Source organism: Anaerolineales bacterium, from assembly GCA_015075625.1.
Taxonomy (GTDB): domain Bacteria; phylum Chloroflexota; class Anaerolineae; order Aggregatilineales; family UBA2796; genus UBA2796.
This window is the reverse complement of the sequence record JABTTZ010000004.1, coordinates 118,767-134,931: the sequence shown is the minus strand read 5'-3', so window position 1 is coordinate 134,931 and position 16,165 is coordinate 118,767. Positions and strand designations below refer to the sequence as shown.

The window sequence follows — 16,165 nt, the reverse complement described above, 5'->3', positions numbered from 1 at the left end:
GCGCCAGATCGTCGGCAAAAGACAGGCAGACCCGTGTGGGGTTAAGCTGTTGTGCCGAGCAATCTCATGAGGGTAATCCTTGACTCTGTGGTTGAGAGGTGCGGGAGATGTTCAAACAGACATCCACCAACACTAAGGGGTATTTTAGGGAAAAGAGCGTGCGCTGTCAACAGGTATCTATGTGAGGGTGGGTGGGAGGCACAGCCTCCCAGAGCGGTCTAACTCACCCTCGCCCCGCACAGCGGCAAGGGGAGAGCAGGCTAGGCAGAGCAGCCATCAGACGAAGTAGCAGCGGCACGCCTCGTCAATGAGGGCGGGGGTCAGTTGGAAGGGCTTCCCTTCATAATCGCACAGAGAACGGACGATCTTCAAAATATCGCGGGGGTGGACAGATTGGAGCGTCCGCTTAGGCTTCCGATACCATTCCTCTACCAAGTGTTTGAACACATCGGTGTTCGGCTCAACCCCCATGCGGCGGCACATCGACTCGAAGATGATGTGGAACATCCGAATATCGGGGCTTTCGATCTGCACCTTCATCTGAATCCGGCGCAAAAACGCCCCGTCCATCAGTTGATTGGGATCAAGGTTGGTGCTGAATACGATCAATTGGCGGAAGGGCATTTGGATGGTCTGCCCCGTCCGCAGTCGAAGGAAGTCAAACCCGGATTCGAGTGGGACGATCCAGCGGTTGAGAAGCTGCTGCGGCTCCATCTGCTGGCGTCCGAAGTCATCAATGAGGAACATGCCGCCGTTTGCTTTTAATTGGAGCGGTCCTTCATAGAACTTGCTCACCTCGTCATAGCGAAGGTCTAGCCCTTCCATCGTCAGTTCGCCGCCGACCATCACCGCCGGGCGATCAAAGAGTCCCCATCGGCGGTCATATTCACCGAGGTTTTCCGCCTGTTCTTTCGTTGGTTCGTAGGGTTTGTGAACAAGGCGATCATAAATGCTGATGATCTGCCCGCCTGCTGTGACCGCATAGGGCAGCCAAATGGGGTCTGTGCCAGCGAGGATGCCGGCGATTGCCTGCGCCACCGTCGTCTTGCCATTGCCCGGCGGACCGTAAAGAAACAGTGACGAACCGCCGTTGAGGGCGGGTCCGATACGGCGGTGAAAGCCATCGGGCAGGATCAGATGGGCAATCGCTTTCTGCACATCATCGGGGGAAATCTTGGCACGGGTGGAGGTTTGCATCAGAATCATCTGATTATAGACTTCCACTGGAACGGGGATCGGTCCGACATATTGGTTGCGATCCAGCGAATCGCGGGCGCGTGCCGCCCCTTCGTCGGTGAGGCGGTAAATGTAACTGGCGCGTCCGAGGTTGCCCGCACGGGCAATTTCCACCTGATGATCCTGCTGCATTTTGAGCATGATCGCATCAACCACCGGAAAACTGATGCGGATCACATCCATGAAGCGCTTGATGCTGACTTCCCCTTCTTGGAACAGCATCCGCATGAGCAGGTCATAGATAATTGTTGGGGGGACGCCGTAATCTTCCAGGGTTTCACGCGGGCGGAGGATGTTCCAGACATCCGCTTCGCCACCACTTTGCCCTTGTGGGGGGCGTGGGGCTGGTTGCCCGGGTTGGGATGACGGTTGGCGTGGGGGTGGGGCGGTTTTTGGTGCGTCCACGTCGCTTCTTATCCTCTGGTTAATTTCTCCGAAAACGCTGAGAAAAGTATAGGCGTTCGGATAATCTTGGGCAAATTCCAAACCTATCGCAGGTGGCTTTTTACGCCCTAATCCGTTTCCCGCAGACGGAGAGGGGGAAAGACGAAGGGCGTTTTTTGCCTTCTAAGTCCCATAGGGGTGCGGGCGGGGGGTATGGCAGCCCCGCCGCATTGCGTTCGTTAGGCTAAGGGCGGGGGGATACGTTCGAGATCAAAGGTATCCGTCACCCGCGCATAGCTTGCCCCGGCAAGACGGGCAATGGGCTTGAGCAGATCGAGGGCAATCCGTCCATTAGCGCTATAGAGATCGTCGCGGAGGTGAATCATCTGCACCTCACCAAAGACCACCGCCCCCCCGCCGGGCTGATCGCTGATCATCACCACCCGCTGCAAACGACATTCAAAGGCAATGGGCGCTTCGGCAACGCGGGGAACGCGGATGGTCTGGCTAGGGAGGGGCGTCACCCCCGCCCAGGCAAACTCGCTCTCCCCGCGTGGGAGTTCGGTGGCGGTGCGATTCATTGCCTCGGCAGTGTCTTCGTTCGTTAGGTTAATGACGAATTCGGGAACATCTTGAACGTTTAAAAGGGTGTCTTTGGGACGCCCACCTTTGATGGCGAACTGTGGGCAGAAGATGAGCGTCATGGGGTCGGTAGACGCCACCGTGAAAAAGGAAAAGGGGGCAAGATTCAACGCCCCCTCGCGGTTCATCGAACTCACCCAGGCAATTGGGCGGGGGACGACGCTCCCGATCAAAACCTTGTAGCGAAGGGTGTTGTCAATCTCAGCCGGATTCACGATCATCGTCAGGAATCCCCCGCCAAGCCGAGGTCGGCAGCACAGGCTTGCATCGCCTTCAAGACGAGCGGCACATGAAAGCCCCAGAGGTCAACGCCCAACTGAGCTGCGCCGTGTTCAATATCCGCCCGTATAACGCCCGCTGCAAAGGTTTTATCTTTCCACTTTTTACGAATCGAATCGACGCCGACATCGGCAATATTCCGTGAGGGACGAACGAGCGTGACCGCCGTGATCAAGCCGGTCAGTTCGTCAACGGCATAGAGCGCCTTATCGCGCAGGGTGATTCGTTCCTCGCCCGTTCGGGAGGCGTGGCTAAGGATGGTACGAATATCATCCTCAGAAACTCCCCGCGCCCGCAGGATGGGCGCTCCGTCCATGGGGTGCTGCTCCAGAGAGGGATGTATCTCCCAATCAAAATCATGGAGCAAGCCGACAAGCCCCCAACTTTCGGCGTCCTCCCCATAATGATCGGCATAGCCGCGCATGGCGGCTTCTACAGAGAGCATGTGTTTTCGCAGACTATCGGAGGCAACGAATTCGCAGACTGTCGCCCAAGCCTCAGCACGGTTCATGGTAGATGTTTGTCCTTTGTTGTTTTCCTACAAACTGGTGGCACGTCGTTGCCCTCATCTCCTAACCCCCTCTCTGTTTATGGGGAAGGGTGGAGTTTCCAAGCCCCGAAGGGGTGGCTGTTTTCAGCCCGCTGCTTTAGCGGCGGGATCACTGGGGTGAACACGCCCTAGATAGCCGGATGCAGCGCCCGCACCTGATAGAGCAACCCATCGGCAAAGCCCCGCGCACGATAGTAGCCCCGTGTGCCAACCGCCGAAATAACGGCAAGGCGTGGGTAGCCCCCTTCGGTGGCGATCTGCGCCGCACGGTCGATCAGGCGCGTCCCTAATCCGGTGTGCTGCGCCCGCCCTTCGCCCGCCTCGCCAATACGCAGCGACTGTCCGTAGACATGGACTTCACGGATGATCGCTGCGTCGGTCAGTTCCTCGGTGAGCGACGCGGTGTGACGGTCTGGCAGCGAGAGACGCAAAAATCCGGCAATGCGCCTATCTGTTGTGATGAACTGGAGAAAGTAATCCCGTCCCATGCTGGTATCATATGCTTGAACGTCAAGACGTAGCTCGTCGGGGGCGACGGGATCTCCCCTGATCTCACGGGCGCGAATATCCGTCCCGCGCTCGCCCCGCGCCGCCATCCGTTCTTCGACAAGCTGGCGTAAATTGGTGCGTTTGTTTCCGGCGACAATATCCGTGCCGGGAATATCGCGGATCACCCGCGTCAGACGGCAGTAGTCGGGCGTGTGGCGAAAGCAGGTCTCCAGCAGGGTGATCAATTCATCCTCGCTGTAGGGACGCCAACGTCCGGCGCGGTAGTGTGTCATCAGTTCGGCGCTCTCGATCAGCGAGCAGGGGTAGAGTTTCAATTCGTCAGGGCGAAAATCGGGATCGGCAAACAGGCGGTGATATTCCCCGGCGTCGGAGGCGGGCGTTGCCCCATAGAGGTTGGGCATCCAGTGGGCATGAATCTTGAAGCCCGCCGCCCGCAAAAGACGCACCGCACGGCGTGTGGCGGCAACCGTATGCCCGCGCTTGTTCAGCCGGAGAATGTCATCGGAGAGGCTTTGAAAGCCGATCTGCACTTTTGTCGCCCCCAAGCGGCGGATGCGGAGGACTTCTTCCACGCTGAGGTGATCGGGGCGCGTCTCAACAACCAGCCCAACGCAGCGCGAAGGGGCATCTTCGTTCGCTCGGTGCGCCGCTGCCAACTCTGACCATGTGGCGTATTCGGTGATCGGCGTTCGGGGGAGGTCGCCCCGCGCCACCGCCTCAGCGCCCTGACGCGAACGATGTATTTCCTCGCGGTAGAGCGCCTGAACAACCTGATTGTAGCTTTCAGTAAGGGTTTCCCCGTGCAGGGTGATGGGGGAGGCGCTTTGCCCGCCAAGCGTCGGCTGAAACTGCGACCCCACCGCCAACGCCGTTCGCACCTCGGCGCTCTGATCAACTCCACGCCCAAAGTCGTTCAGCGCGTCGAAAATACGGCGCACAAACCAAATTTGATAGGTTTCGGGGTAAAACGACCATGTGCCGCCGAGGATGATCACCTCAATTTTCTCGGTAGGGTGGCCCATCCGATCCAACGCCGTCAGGCGGGAGTGAGTTTGGAGGTAAGGGTCAAAGGCGTTTTGCCCCGCCCGCTGAGCGCCCGGCTCATCGGCAAGGTAGCTTTTGGGCATCCGTACATCGTTGGGGCAGAAGATACACTCACCGGGGCAGGGGAAGGGTTTGGTGAGGACGGTCACGGTGGTCACGCCGGACGCTGTGCGGATTGGTTTCAGCCGAAGGCGTTTTAAGACGGCAGAATCAAAGGGCGGTAGGTCGCCCGACGCTGTGAATTCACGATAGGCGCGGACAAGCTCATCGTTGGTGAAGAACACCCTCCGCCCCTCAACCACCTTTAAATGGACGCGCAAAAGCCCTTCAAGGGCGTGGCGCGAGAGGGTGGGAGCAGCGATCACGGCGCGAAGAATCGCCAGCAGGGGGGCGCGGTGTGTGGTTAAATCAAGCGTGGGACGGTAGGGTATCATGCCCTCTATTGTACTACGTCTTGTACGGCGACTCATCCTTAGCGGGGGGCGGTGCGCTTTATGCCCGCCGCCGCAGCAAGGTGCGCATCAACTCTGCGCGGTAACGGCGTTTGGGCATGTAGGTGAGGATGGTATCCTCAAAGCGGACGGGATGGATACCGAACACATTGTAGAGCGTCCCCATCGGCGCAGTGCGGTTTCCGGCGAGGATGTCAAACCATTGGGGCGACCCCGGAAAGGCGGGAAACAAGCGGTGTGTCAGGCGGTTGATCGCCCGGAGCAGATAGGGAGGGATGTTCACAATCGTCCGTCGCGCCCGTGTAACACGCATGATCGTCCGTACCATCTCGTTGTAGGTGACGTATTCGGGCCCCCCAACGGAGAGAAGGGCATCGACCGTATCAAGGTGATCGAGGGAGCGGATGAGGGCTTCGATCAGATCGTCAATGTAGATGGGGTGTAGCAGCCCCTCACCATGCCCCGGCTGAAAATAAAGCAGCGGGTTGGCGCGGAGCAGGCGGGCAATGCCATTGACAAACTGATCGCCTTCGCCAAAGACAACCCCACAGCGAAAAATGGTATAGGCAAGCCCGCTTGTCTTGACCGCTTCCTCAATTTCCCCTTTGATCTTCAACAGGGCAAAGCCTGAGGCGGGCGACGCTCCCAAGTGGCTGAGGACAATCACCCGCCCCACCCGCGCCGAACGCGCGGCAGCGATGATATTCTGCATCCCGCCGAGGTCTACTGTTTTCAGGTCGCGGGGGCGCCCTTCCCAACCCGCGCTGGCGAGATGAAACACGGTATGCACCCCCAGCATGACGCGATGAAGCGCCTCAACATTCTCCAAGGCGCCCGGCACAACGGTTAGCCGCTCTGCGCCCGCCAGCCCTTCAAAGGTGGCGGGGAGGGAGCGACCACCAAGAATCGTTCGCAGGGGGGGAGTGATCACGCGCACCGTATACCCCTCACGGAGCAGCCGCGCCACAAGCCGACGCCCGATAAAACCCGCCCCGCCAGTGACGATAATCATGACGTGCCTTGAACCATCTGAATGAGCAGAGGGTGACGGTGAGAGAGGTATACCATCACCACAATTTTAACAAAGCGGCGATGAACCAGACACCAATGGCAAGGTTGTAGAGCAGCATCGTTGCCCACTGCATTTTTCCGCTGAGATTTGCCGCCTCGCCGCCGCGCATATCGCGTTGGGGGCGAATGATGAGGAACAATGGCAAAGCAGCCAACGGGGCGATCAAGACCCACCAAGGGATCAGTCCGCTGATGAACACCCCGATCAAAATGACGACAGCCGCCCCAACAAAGGCATAGCCCAAAAGGTGTGCGGCGCGTTCCCCAATCAGGATTGCCGTGTTGTGCAAGCCGGCGGCTTTGTCTGCCTCGAAATCGCGGACTTGGTTATACAACTGCCCATAACACGACACAAGGGTCATGGAGAGGACAATCCACCACACCGCGCCGGGTTGATTGTGAAAGGTGAAATAGCCGATCAGGAACACCAAGCCGCTCAACATGAGGGCGTGGGAGACGACATCTGCCACCGGATATGCCTTCAGGCGGATAATCTTCCACGAATAGAGGTGGGCAAGGACAAGATTCAAGCCGCCAGTGAGCAGCACCGGCAGACCCAACAGGGCAAACAAGACGAGAGCAAGCGCTCCACAGGCAAGCGTTGCCAGCCAGCCCTCGCGGGCGCTGATCTCTCCGGCGGCAACGGGATTCCGCGCCGCACGCGCCGGATCAAAGGCATCGTCAGGGGCATCTTCAATATCATTGATCATGAAGGCATAAGCGCCCACCAACAGATTGGCGAGAATGGCAACGATCAATCGCCCATCAATCGCCGTTCCTGTCGCCTTTGTTGCCATAAGCGCCCCGAAGGTCGTCAGGGGAAAGACATAAGGGACAAATTCTGTCCAGCGCGTAAGCCGGAGTAACCCCCGAAGTTTCGAGGCATTGGGTTTCGAGATTGCGTCCACCTGCACAGAGTGTCTCCGTATTGTTCACGGTTTCGCTAACGTATTCCAGTCTATATTATTCGGGAAGAAAAACCCGCGCTGGGGTCATTCGATACGCACAGTCCGGCGCTGGTGAAAAATCTCATAGAGCAAGATGCCTGTCGCCACCGCCAGATTCAGGGAATCGACGCTTCCCACTTGGGGAATTGCCACCATCGCCGTGCAAAGCGCTTGTTGTTCGGTGGTCAACCCTTCCCGTTCGCTGCCCATAAGCAGAATCAAGGGAGCGGGGTAAGCATAGGCGCGGTAGCTGTGCGCGGCATGATCCGCCGCCCCAACAACCTGCCATCCGCCGCCCTGAACCCACGCCGCGAATGACTCAAAGGATGCCCGTGCCACGCGCAGAGCAAAGAGCGCCCCCATGCTGGCGCGGATGGCTGAGGGGTCATAGGGATCAGCGCCACCGTCAAGGAAAATCACCCCCGCCGCGCCCACCGCATCACAGGTGCGGAGGATCGTCCCGATGTTGCCTGGGTCTTGTGCCGCCCGTAGCGCCACCCAAAAAAGGGCATTCTCTGGTTGGATCGCCGTGAGGGGTGTCCATGATTGGCGGACGATGGCAGCAATCCCTTGGGGATTTTCCTTGCCAGAAAAGCTCTCGAAAACAGCCGCCGAAACCTCTGCGATAGGGATGTCTCGTGCCGCTTGGGTGGCGATGAGATCGCGGGCAAAGAGGCTGGTGAGCCGATCCGGGGCAATAATGATTGACTCTAAGATAGCACCGCTTTCGGCAGCAGCAGCGACAAGCCGAATACCCTCCACTAACGATGCGCCCGCCTCGTCGCGCCCTTTGCGGGTGCGTAAGGCGCGAAGGCGTTTGATGAGGGGGTTTGTCGTGCTAGTGATCATGGGACGATACACTTAGGTAGTCTCTGCCACCACGCGAAAGCCGATCCGTTCATAGCGTAAGCGGCTTGGCACCATTGCACGGCTTGGGATGGTCGCATTGAGGGGTTGATCCTCGTATGAGCCGCCGCGAACGACTCGATCACTGACGCCCGTCGTATCCTCATCACTAAAGCCGTTGGTACACCATTCGGCAACATTGCCCACCATGTCAAACGCGCCATAAGGGGAGGCGCTTGTCGGCGGGTAAATCCCCACCGCCGTTGTACGCCCTAAATGATAGCTTCCGCTTTGGCTGGTCACTTCGTCCACATTGGCATAGCCGCTGACGTAATCGCCGCCCCAGGGGTACAAGCGCCCGTCGATGCCCCGCGCTGCCTTCTCCCATTCGCGCTCGTGGGGAAGCCGGATGGTCATGTTCATTTTCACGCTTAGCCAGCGGCAAAAGGCGGCTGCCTCAAACCAATTGATGGACTCACGCGGGTGATTTCCCCATGTATTATGGGCTTTGCCGGGCATTTTTTCCGTCCGCGCCAAGCCCATCCACCAATGTGGCTCGCTAAAACCGTCGGGAGCGTCCAAAAAGGTTTCAAATTGGCTGTACGTAATGGGATAAATGCTGATCCGAAAGGTGGGCAAATGCTCGCGTTTCCGATCTGCGCGGTAGAGAAAAACTCCCTCTGGAACGACTGTCCAAAGGAGATCGGGAAGTCCATCGGGGCGAACACCCACGCCGGGACGCGAATCCCCCAATGTGGCGAGGCGAACGCCAATTTCGGCGCGTTCGGGGGGCGTGCGCCGCATATCAAAAAGGGCATCAATCAGGTGTTGTTGATCCGGCGTTGGCATCCTTTACTCATTTCGGTGTTTTTGGGGCTGCTTTCATCAAAATTGCCCAATCTCCACGCTGAACCACGTCATCACGCTGGTTTATAACGCGCACATCAAGGACGACCAGACCGCCGCCCAAACGCGCCATCGGCTTGCTTTCCTTCACCGTCAGGTCAACATGAATCGTATCGCCAATGAACACGGGGAGGCTTAGCTTCATTCCGAATTCCCGAAAGGCAATAACCGTTCCTTCTAAAATGCCCAGTTGGTATGCCAGCCCGGTTGCCACACTGAAGATCAACGCGCCGTGTGCGACCCGTGCCTTGAAATCGGTGGTTTGGGCATAGTCCGCGTTCGTGTGCATGGGGTTGTAATCCCCAGAGACACCAGCGAAATTCACAAGGTCTGTCTCGGTGATCGTCCGTCCCCGCGTTTGGATCATCAACCCTGGGGTGAATTCCTCAAACCACAGCCCACGAAAGCGGCTTTCTGCATCCGACATACAGCACGTCTCTCCCTTTTAATTTAACCTACACCAACGATGCGGTAGAGCGTTCCGGTAGCAACCTGCGTAGGGTTTCGCCCGTCAAGGTCAACGCGCCAAATGGTATCTTCGCCATCCCCCCCGGTCAGGCTGTAATAAACGCCATCGACACCCCACACCAACCCGGTGATCGTCTGTTGCGGGTCTTCAAAACTCGTCAGTTGCGTCCGTCCGCCACCATCAATCCCCATGCGGTAGACATTGACAACGTTCCCGCTTGTCCCCACCGAGGTGGTAGCGATGAACTTGCCATCGGGCGAGACATCGACCAGAAAATCCGAATCGGTTGTGGGAGTCAAGCGTTTGGGGCTGCCCGTATCGTTCAGCTTGTAAAGATAGACGCCGCTTGCGCCTGTGTCATCAAATTTCAGAGTGACAAAGCCGCTGGAATCGGGCAGCCATTGGCTAAACCCTAAGAACGATTCCGTAGAGATCGATGTGCTTTGGCTGGTTGCCAAATCGAGAACGACGGGCTGCGAGTCTGGACCGCCTATCCCCTCGGCATTGGCATCGCCCACCACATAAAGCAGTAGGCTGCCGTTGGGGGCAAAGGCGAACGAGGCGGCGATTTTCCCCGGCGTTTTCAGGTCGGGAATCAGGCGGCGGGTTTGTTTGCTGGCAACGTCAAAATAGAAGATTGTTTTGCTAGTGGTGCGGTTTGCTCCCCCTGGTGGCGGAAAATCGAAAAAGGCAAACCCCGACGAATCGGCTTTCCAAGTAATGCCCGGACCATAGAAATTTGCCCCTTCGGGAATAGCTGTCACCGTGCCGCCTTGCCCATCGCTGTAATCGACAAGTTCAAGAGTGAAGGTGCTGTTGATAAGGGTTGTCCGCACGCCATAGCGCCCATCAGGAGAGCCTTGCGCCCCGAAGCGATCCTCGCTGAGCGTGACCACCCGTCCATCGGGGAGTTGGGCAAGGGGGCGGCTCAGTTGGGTGAGAATCAGGCTGTTCGTGGGCAAAACTTCGTTCACCATCGCCACTGCCGTTGGCACAGCTGAGGTCACCACGAGCGTCGCCGCCGGATCAATAGTGGGAGGAATCCCTGCACCGGCTGTGGGGGTTGCCGCGCCACCGCCGCCGCACGCCGCTAAAACGAGCGCCATGATTCCTATCAGCGCTGCCACCCCTATCTGTTTACCCGTGTATGTCCTACGCGCCATAACAAAACATCTCCATGCCCATCGATGCTCTGAGGGATACTCATCTCACTATCCTTAGCAAGTATAGCCGATGATCCTGAAAGAGATAGAAAGGCAGCAAGGCTATTCGTGAAAAGACACCGCAACCATAGCTTAAAATCGTAGCTATAGTCTTTATTACTATTTCTAGTGACTTTTATCACAATATTGTGGTAAATTTCACGATGAGCGATGCGTCAAAGAAATGACGAAGAACACCACCAACCACAGGCAGCCGAGGCAGAGGCGAGAACCAGCAAAAGAAGGGGAGAACCATGCAAACACAGCAGACAACTGAGCGAATTGTGATTGTTGGCGGGGGGTTTGGGGGCTTGGAGGTGGCAAAACGTCTCCAACGGGCAAAGGCGGCAATTACCTTGATTGACCGGCGTAATTTCCACCTTTTTCAACCGCTGCTCTATCAGGTGGCGACAGGGGCGCTTTCGCCAGCGAACATCGCCGCCCCGCTGCGTGCTATCCTGAAGAAAAACAAGAATGTGCAGGTCATTTTGGGGGAAGTGACCGATATTGATGCTGCCAACCGCCGCGTGATCCTCACCGATGGGGAAGAAATCCCCTACGATACGCTTGTCTTGGCGGCGGGGGTGCGCCCGCACTATTTTGGGCATGAATCGTGGGAAGCACACGCGCCGGGTCTGAAAACAATTGAAGATGCCACGCGCATTCGTGCCCGTGTTCTTTATGCCTTTGAAGCGGCGGAACGCGAGAGCGACGCGGCAGAGCGGGCAAAATGGCTGACCTTCGTCGTCGTTGGCGGGGGACCGACGGGCGTGGAAATGGCAGGGGCAATCGCCGAGATTGCCCGCCACACGCTGAAAGGGAACTTTCGGACGATTGACCCCGCCACCGCCCGCGTTCTTCTTGCCGAGGGGGGAGAGCGCATCTTGCCGAGCTACCCGCCGGAGCTTTCGGCAACCGCCGCCCGCGCCCTGGAAAAATTGGGAGCGACGCCGCGAGTAGGGACGATGGTCACTGAGGTGACCGCCTCGGCGGTGACGCTGAAAACGGGAGCAGGGGTGGAGATGATCCCCACCCGCAACGTGATTTGGTCAACGGGAATCAAGGCGACGCCTCTTGCCGATGCGCTGCAACGGGCGACAGGCGTAGAGCGTGACCCCGCCGGACGGGTAATTGTCCAGCCCGATCTAACCATAGCAAAGTACCCGAACATCTTCGTAATCGGGGATATGGCGCATTGCAAAGGCAAGGAAGGCAAGCCCTTGCCTGGACTTTGCCCGGTGGCGCAGCAACAGGGGCGCTATGTGGCGGGGGTGATCGCAGCGCGGGCGGCGGGGACATCGGAGGCGAAACCCTTCCATTATTTCGACAAAGGGACGATGGCAACCATCGGGCGGGCGGCGGCGGTGGTTGACTTGCGCGTCATCCACTTCACGGGCTTTCTCGGTTGGCTGGTGTGGCTCTTTGTTCACCTGATGACGCTGGTGCGCTTCCAAAACCGCATCCTCGTCTTTATGCAGTGGGGGTGGAGCTACCTCACGCGGAATCGGGCGGCACGCTTGATCACGGGGGATGTGGGGTTGTCCCCCGAATCGGCGGGGGTACGCCACGAGGGGTAGTCTAGCGGGTGGGTTTAACCCACCCGCGCTAGGGACGCGGACACCCTGTCGGATGCCCTGTGTCGGGCGTCCCTTCTCAGAGTCTTTATCCGCCCGCCGTGAGCGGGTTTAACTGCCCGTTCCGTTTGTTGACCATCTCGGTGCTGGTGTTCACTGCTGCCATGTCTTCTTCGCGCCGGAACTGGCTCATGTAGAGGTCGTAGTAGGCGCTCTTCGCTGCCAAAAGGTCGTTATGTGTGCCGCTTTCGACAATCTCGCCCGCGTTGATCACCAAGACGTTGTTCGCATTGCGGATCGTGCTGAGGCGGTGGGCAATGATAAACGCCGTCCGTCCCGCCAGAAGCTTCTCCAACGCCCGTTGGATGAGCTTTTCGGTACGGGTATCCACGCTGGAGGTTGCCTCATCCAAAATCAGGATGCGCGGGTTCTTCAGGGCGGCGCGGGCGATGCTGATCAATTGCCGCTGCCCCTGACTTAGCCCACCGCCGCGTTCACCCAGAACGGTGTGATATTTTTCGGGTAGGCGCTCGATGAAGGTGTCGGCGCTGACGAGTTTCGCCGCCTCGATCACTTCCTCATCGGTGGCATCCAAGCGCCCATAACGGATGTTGTTCAAGATCGTATCGCTGAACAGAAAGCTGTCTTGCAAGACGATTCCGATTTGGGAACGGAGGCTTTCGCTATCGACATCGCGCACATCAAGCCCATCAATGGTCACCCGCCCGCCCGTTACATCATAGAAACGGGGGATCAGATTGATGATCGTCGTCTTGCCCGCGCCGGTGGGTCCGACAATGGCAATTGATTCGCCGGGCTTGGCGGCAAAGCTCACCCCACGCAAGACGGGTTCGCCTTGTTTGTACTCAGCGGTGACATTCTCAAAGACGACATCGCCCTTGATCTCTGGGATCGGCTTGGCGTTCGGCTTATCGGTGATCTCAGCGGGAGTGTCGATCAGGTTGAAAATCCGTTCCGCACCGGCAATCGCGCTTTGGATGTTCGTCCACAAGATAGCGATTTGCTGGATCGGTTGGTTGAAGCGCTGAACATATTGGACGAAGGCAAAGACCGTCCCTAAGGTGATCGTTGTCGCGCCGAGGAGCGGCTCGTTGCGGAGGACAGACAGCCCACCAACAACAACTACGACGCCGATTGCCACATAGCCAAGCGCCTCTAGGACGGGCGTCAGGGCGGCGGTGAAACTGGCGGCGCGGACGTTTGCATCACGGTTTTGGGCGTTCACCCGCTGGAACTGCGCGATATTCTCGCGTTCGCGGTTGAACGCCTGTGATTCGCGGACGCCGGAGATGCTCTCTTGAAGGTCGGCATTGACGCTGCCCATCACCTCGCGGCTTTTGCGGAAGGCACGCCGTGCCTGCCCCGAAAAATAACTGGTCGCCCAGATCATTAGGGGGACAATTGCCAAACTGAGCAAGGCATAGGGGACGTTCGCGTTGAGCATCTTAATCCCAATCCAAGTCATCAGTAGCAAGCCGCTAAAGACGCTGAGCAGGGCGAAGTTCAAAACCTGCTGAATGGTATCCGTATCGCTGGTGACACGGCTCATGAGATTGCCCGCCTCGTTTTCGGCGTAATAGCCGATAGAGAGTTCGTGCATGTGCTTGAACAGATCGCGGCGGATTCCGGCGAGGGCGTGCTGCCCCGTCCGCGCCATAAGGTAAAAGGCTGCGCCATTCACCACCGAGGCGGCGATGAACAACCCCACCAAGAGCAAGGCAATGCTGCCCAACCCTTGAATTTTGGCGCTGTTGGCTGCATCCTGCTTCTGGGCATCGGGAATGCTGGCATCGGCTTGGACACGGGCATCAATAGCGCGAGAATCCTCGGCGGCATACCAACAAGCCGATGTGCCGCTGCTTTGCGGGCGAACGAACACGTAGCAGTCAATCGCCTGCCCAATCAAATCGGGGGCGGTGACTTGCGTCCACGCCGCAAACACGATCAGCACAACAACGATAATCAGGTTTACCCATTGTTTGCCGATGTACCCCACGAAACGACGGATGGTTGTCCCGACGTTCTTCGGTTTGATCACATCGCGTTCCATGAGACGGCGTGCGCCGTCTAACCCTCCCATCATAGGAGCTACTTACCCTCCCCTTGCGCTAGAGTCGCGGCTTCGAGGGCGGCTTCGTCAACTTCGGCATCGCCCACAAGCTGTGACTGATAAATATCGGCGTAGAGTTCACTGGTTTCCATGAGGTCTTCATGCTTCCCACTGGCGACGACCTTCCCCTTGTCGAGGACGAGGATCAAATCGGCGTTTAGGACGGTGCTGATCCGTTGGGCAATGACAAAGCTCGTCCGCCCTTTCATCAGGTTGTCCAATGCCTTTTGAATTTTGTATTCGGTGACCATATCGACGCTGCTGGTCGAGTCGTCCAGAATGAGCAATCGCGGATTCAAGAGCAAGGCGCGGGCAATAGCGATGCGCTGTTTTTGCCCGCCAGAGAGTGTCGCCCCTCGCTCGCCCACAGGCGTATCATACCCTTCGGGAAAGCCCATGATGAAGTCGTGGGCAGCAGCGGCTTTGGCGGCAGCTGTCACTTCGTCTAAGGTGGCGTTCGGACGCCCAAAGGCGATGTTGTCGCGGATTGTGCCACTGAACAGGTTTGTCTCTTGGAGGACGATCCCGATCTGTTCGCGGAGTGTTTCCAGCACCACATCACGGACATCGTAGCCATCGATCAAGACCTGCCCTTCGGTGGCATCGTAAAAGCGCGGGATCAGGTTGATGATCGTCGTCTTGCCGCTGCCCGTCGCCCCCAGAAGGGCAATAGTCTGCCCCGCTTTTGCCTCAAAACTGACACCGCCTAAGACTGCCTCGCTGCTGCTGAAGTAGCGGAAGGTGACGTTCTTGAAGGTGACATCGCCCTTGATTTGGGGGAGTTCGGAAGCGTTCGGCTTATCGGTGACATCGCTCTTGGCATCCAAAATCTCGAAAATCCGGTCAGCCGAGGCGGACGCCTGCGCCATGAGGGAGATGATGAACCCCAACTGACCAACGGGGAAGAAGATGTAGGCAAGGTACAGGCTGAAACTGAGGTAGCCGCCTATCGTCAGCGTGCCGCTGATGATTTGGATACCGCCAGAGTGAATGATCACCGCCTGCCCGATCTGCGCCAAAAGAAAGACCAACGGGAACAAGAAGGAGAACGTCCGGCTCACTTTCAACTGCTGCCGCATGACGGACTCAACAGAGACGTTGAAGCGCTTTTGCTCGTACTTTTCGCGGGCAAAGGCTTTGACAATCTTGATTCCGGCTAGGTTTTCTTGAAGGATGGTGTTCAGGTTCGAGATGCGCATCTGAACTTGGACAAAGAGCGGTGTGCTGACCGCGCCAAAAATCCCAAACAGGACAAAGGCGACAGGCAGAATCCACAGGATGGAGAGCGTCAGCCGCCAGTTTGTCACAAAAAGGATGATCAGCGTGGCCACCAGCAGCAGAATCGACTGAGCGGCGAGGACAAGCCCCTGGGCAATGAACAAGCGCACCTTTTCCACGTCGTCGGTGGCGCGGATCATCAACTGCCCCGTTTGGTTGCGGTCATAGTAGCTGAAGGAGAGCGTTTGAATCTTGCTGAAGATTTCGTTTCGCAAGTCAAAGGCAATGCCTTGCGAGGTGCGCTCTCCCATGAAGGACTGAATAAAGGAGAAGATACCGCGCACAGCGGCAAAAATAACAACGATCAGCGCGGCGGTGATCAAGAAATTCGGCGCGTTGGCGGCGTCCAATTTTAATTGATCAATCGTGGTACCGGCGGCGTTGGCAGCAATTCCCTGCGCCAGTGAGGGCAACCCCAAAATGGTGTTTGCCGTGCTGCCCCGTGTGATGGTATCGGTCATGTTCTGGACAAGCTGCGGCACAACAAGCTGAGCAAGAGTAGCAACCACCAATGCTCCATAGGCATAAAACGCGATGCGGCGCTGCCGCCCTAAATAGGCAATTGCCCGCCGGAGTCCGCCCTTCCCCTTAGGGCGCTTCCCGCGTGCGCCACGCGAGGGCATCCCTGCCATAGACCCTTGCAT

Annotated in this window: 13 protein-coding genes; 1 reads left to right on the top strand and 12 read right to left on the bottom strand. The window is 57.9% G+C overall.

The window, feature by feature from the left end; genetic code table 11:
- Positions 1-276: 276 nt before the first annotated feature.
- From HS103_18265 to HS103_18220, 10 genes are all read right to left on the bottom strand, one after another.
- Positions 277-1,641, bottom strand: a complete 1,365-nt coding sequence (locus HS103_18265) for an ATP-binding protein (GenBank protein MBE7514740.1) — start codon at positions 1,639-1,641, stop codon at positions 277-279.
- A gap of 218 nt (positions 1,642-1,859) precedes the next feature.
- Entirely contained in the window at positions 1,860-2,483 is a 624-nt protein-coding gene (locus HS103_18260; GenBank protein MBE7514739.1) for a flavin reductase family protein, read from the bottom strand.
- 2 nt (positions 2,484-2,485) lie between these two features.
- A complete protein-coding gene (locus HS103_18255; protein MBE7514738.1) occupies positions 2,486-3,052 on the bottom strand; it encodes an HD domain-containing protein in 567 nt (188 codons plus the stop codon).
- A gap of 167 nt (positions 3,053-3,219) precedes the next feature.
- Positions 3,220-5,079 (bottom strand): tRNA uridine(34) 5-carboxymethylaminomethyl modification radical SAM/GNAT enzyme Elp3, encoded by a 1,860-nt coding sequence (locus HS103_18250; protein MBE7514737.1) that lies wholly within the window; start codon positions 5,077-5,079, stop codon positions 3,220-3,222.
- A 58-nt stretch (positions 5,080-5,137) separates the two neighbouring features.
- Positions 5,138-6,109, bottom strand: coding sequence for an NAD(P)H-binding protein (locus HS103_18245; GenBank protein MBE7514736.1), 972 nt, complete (start codon positions 6,107-6,109; stop codon positions 5,138-5,140).
- A gap of 55 nt (positions 6,110-6,164) precedes the next feature.
- Positions 6,165-7,082 carry a UbiA family prenyltransferase gene (locus tag HS103_18240; protein MBE7514735.1) on the bottom strand — a complete coding sequence of 306 codons (918 nt, stop codon included), beginning with the start codon at positions 7,080-7,082 and terminating at the stop codon, positions 6,165-6,167.
- Between the two features lie 78 nt (positions 7,083-7,160).
- Positions 7,161-7,964: an RNA methyltransferase gene (locus HS103_18235; protein MBE7514734.1), complete on the bottom strand. Its 804-nt coding sequence runs from the start codon at positions 7,962-7,964 to the stop codon at positions 7,161-7,163.
- Positions 7,965-7,976: 12 nt separating this feature from the next.
- A complete protein-coding gene (locus tag HS103_18230) occupies positions 7,977-8,810 on the bottom strand; it encodes an SUMF1/EgtB/PvdO family nonheme iron enzyme (GenBank protein ID MBE7514733.1) in 834 nt (277 codons plus the stop codon).
- A 7-nt stretch (positions 8,811-8,817) separates the two neighbouring features.
- Positions 8,818-9,294: a dehydratase gene (locus HS103_18225; GenBank protein ID MBE7514732.1), complete on the bottom strand. Its 477-nt coding sequence runs from the start codon at positions 9,292-9,294 to the stop codon at positions 8,818-8,820.
- A 23-nt stretch (positions 9,295-9,317) separates the two neighbouring features.
- Entirely contained in the window at positions 9,318-10,499 is a 1,182-nt protein-coding gene (locus HS103_18220; protein ID MBE7514731.1) for a hypothetical protein, read from the bottom strand.
- A 293-nt stretch (positions 10,500-10,792) separates the two neighbouring features.
- Between HS103_18220 and HS103_18215 the strand changes: the two genes are divergently transcribed.
- Positions 10,793-12,115 (top strand): NAD(P)/FAD-dependent oxidoreductase, encoded by a 1,323-nt coding sequence (locus tag HS103_18215; GenBank protein MBE7514730.1) that lies wholly within the window; start codon positions 10,793-10,795, stop codon positions 12,113-12,115.
- A gap of 85 nt (positions 12,116-12,200) precedes the next feature.
- Here the strand turns inward: HS103_18215 and HS103_18210 are convergent, their stop codons facing one another.
- Both HS103_18210 and HS103_18205 read right to left on the bottom strand, forming a co-directional pair.
- Positions 12,201-14,216, bottom strand: coding sequence for an ABC transporter ATP-binding protein (locus HS103_18210; protein MBE7514729.1), 2,016 nt, complete (start codon positions 14,214-14,216; stop codon positions 12,201-12,203).
- Between the two features lie 5 nt (positions 14,217-14,221).
- Complete coding sequence (locus tag HS103_18205) at positions 14,222-16,165, bottom strand: ABC transporter ATP-binding protein (protein ID MBE7514728.1); 1,944 nt, start codon at positions 16,163-16,165, stop codon at positions 14,222-14,224.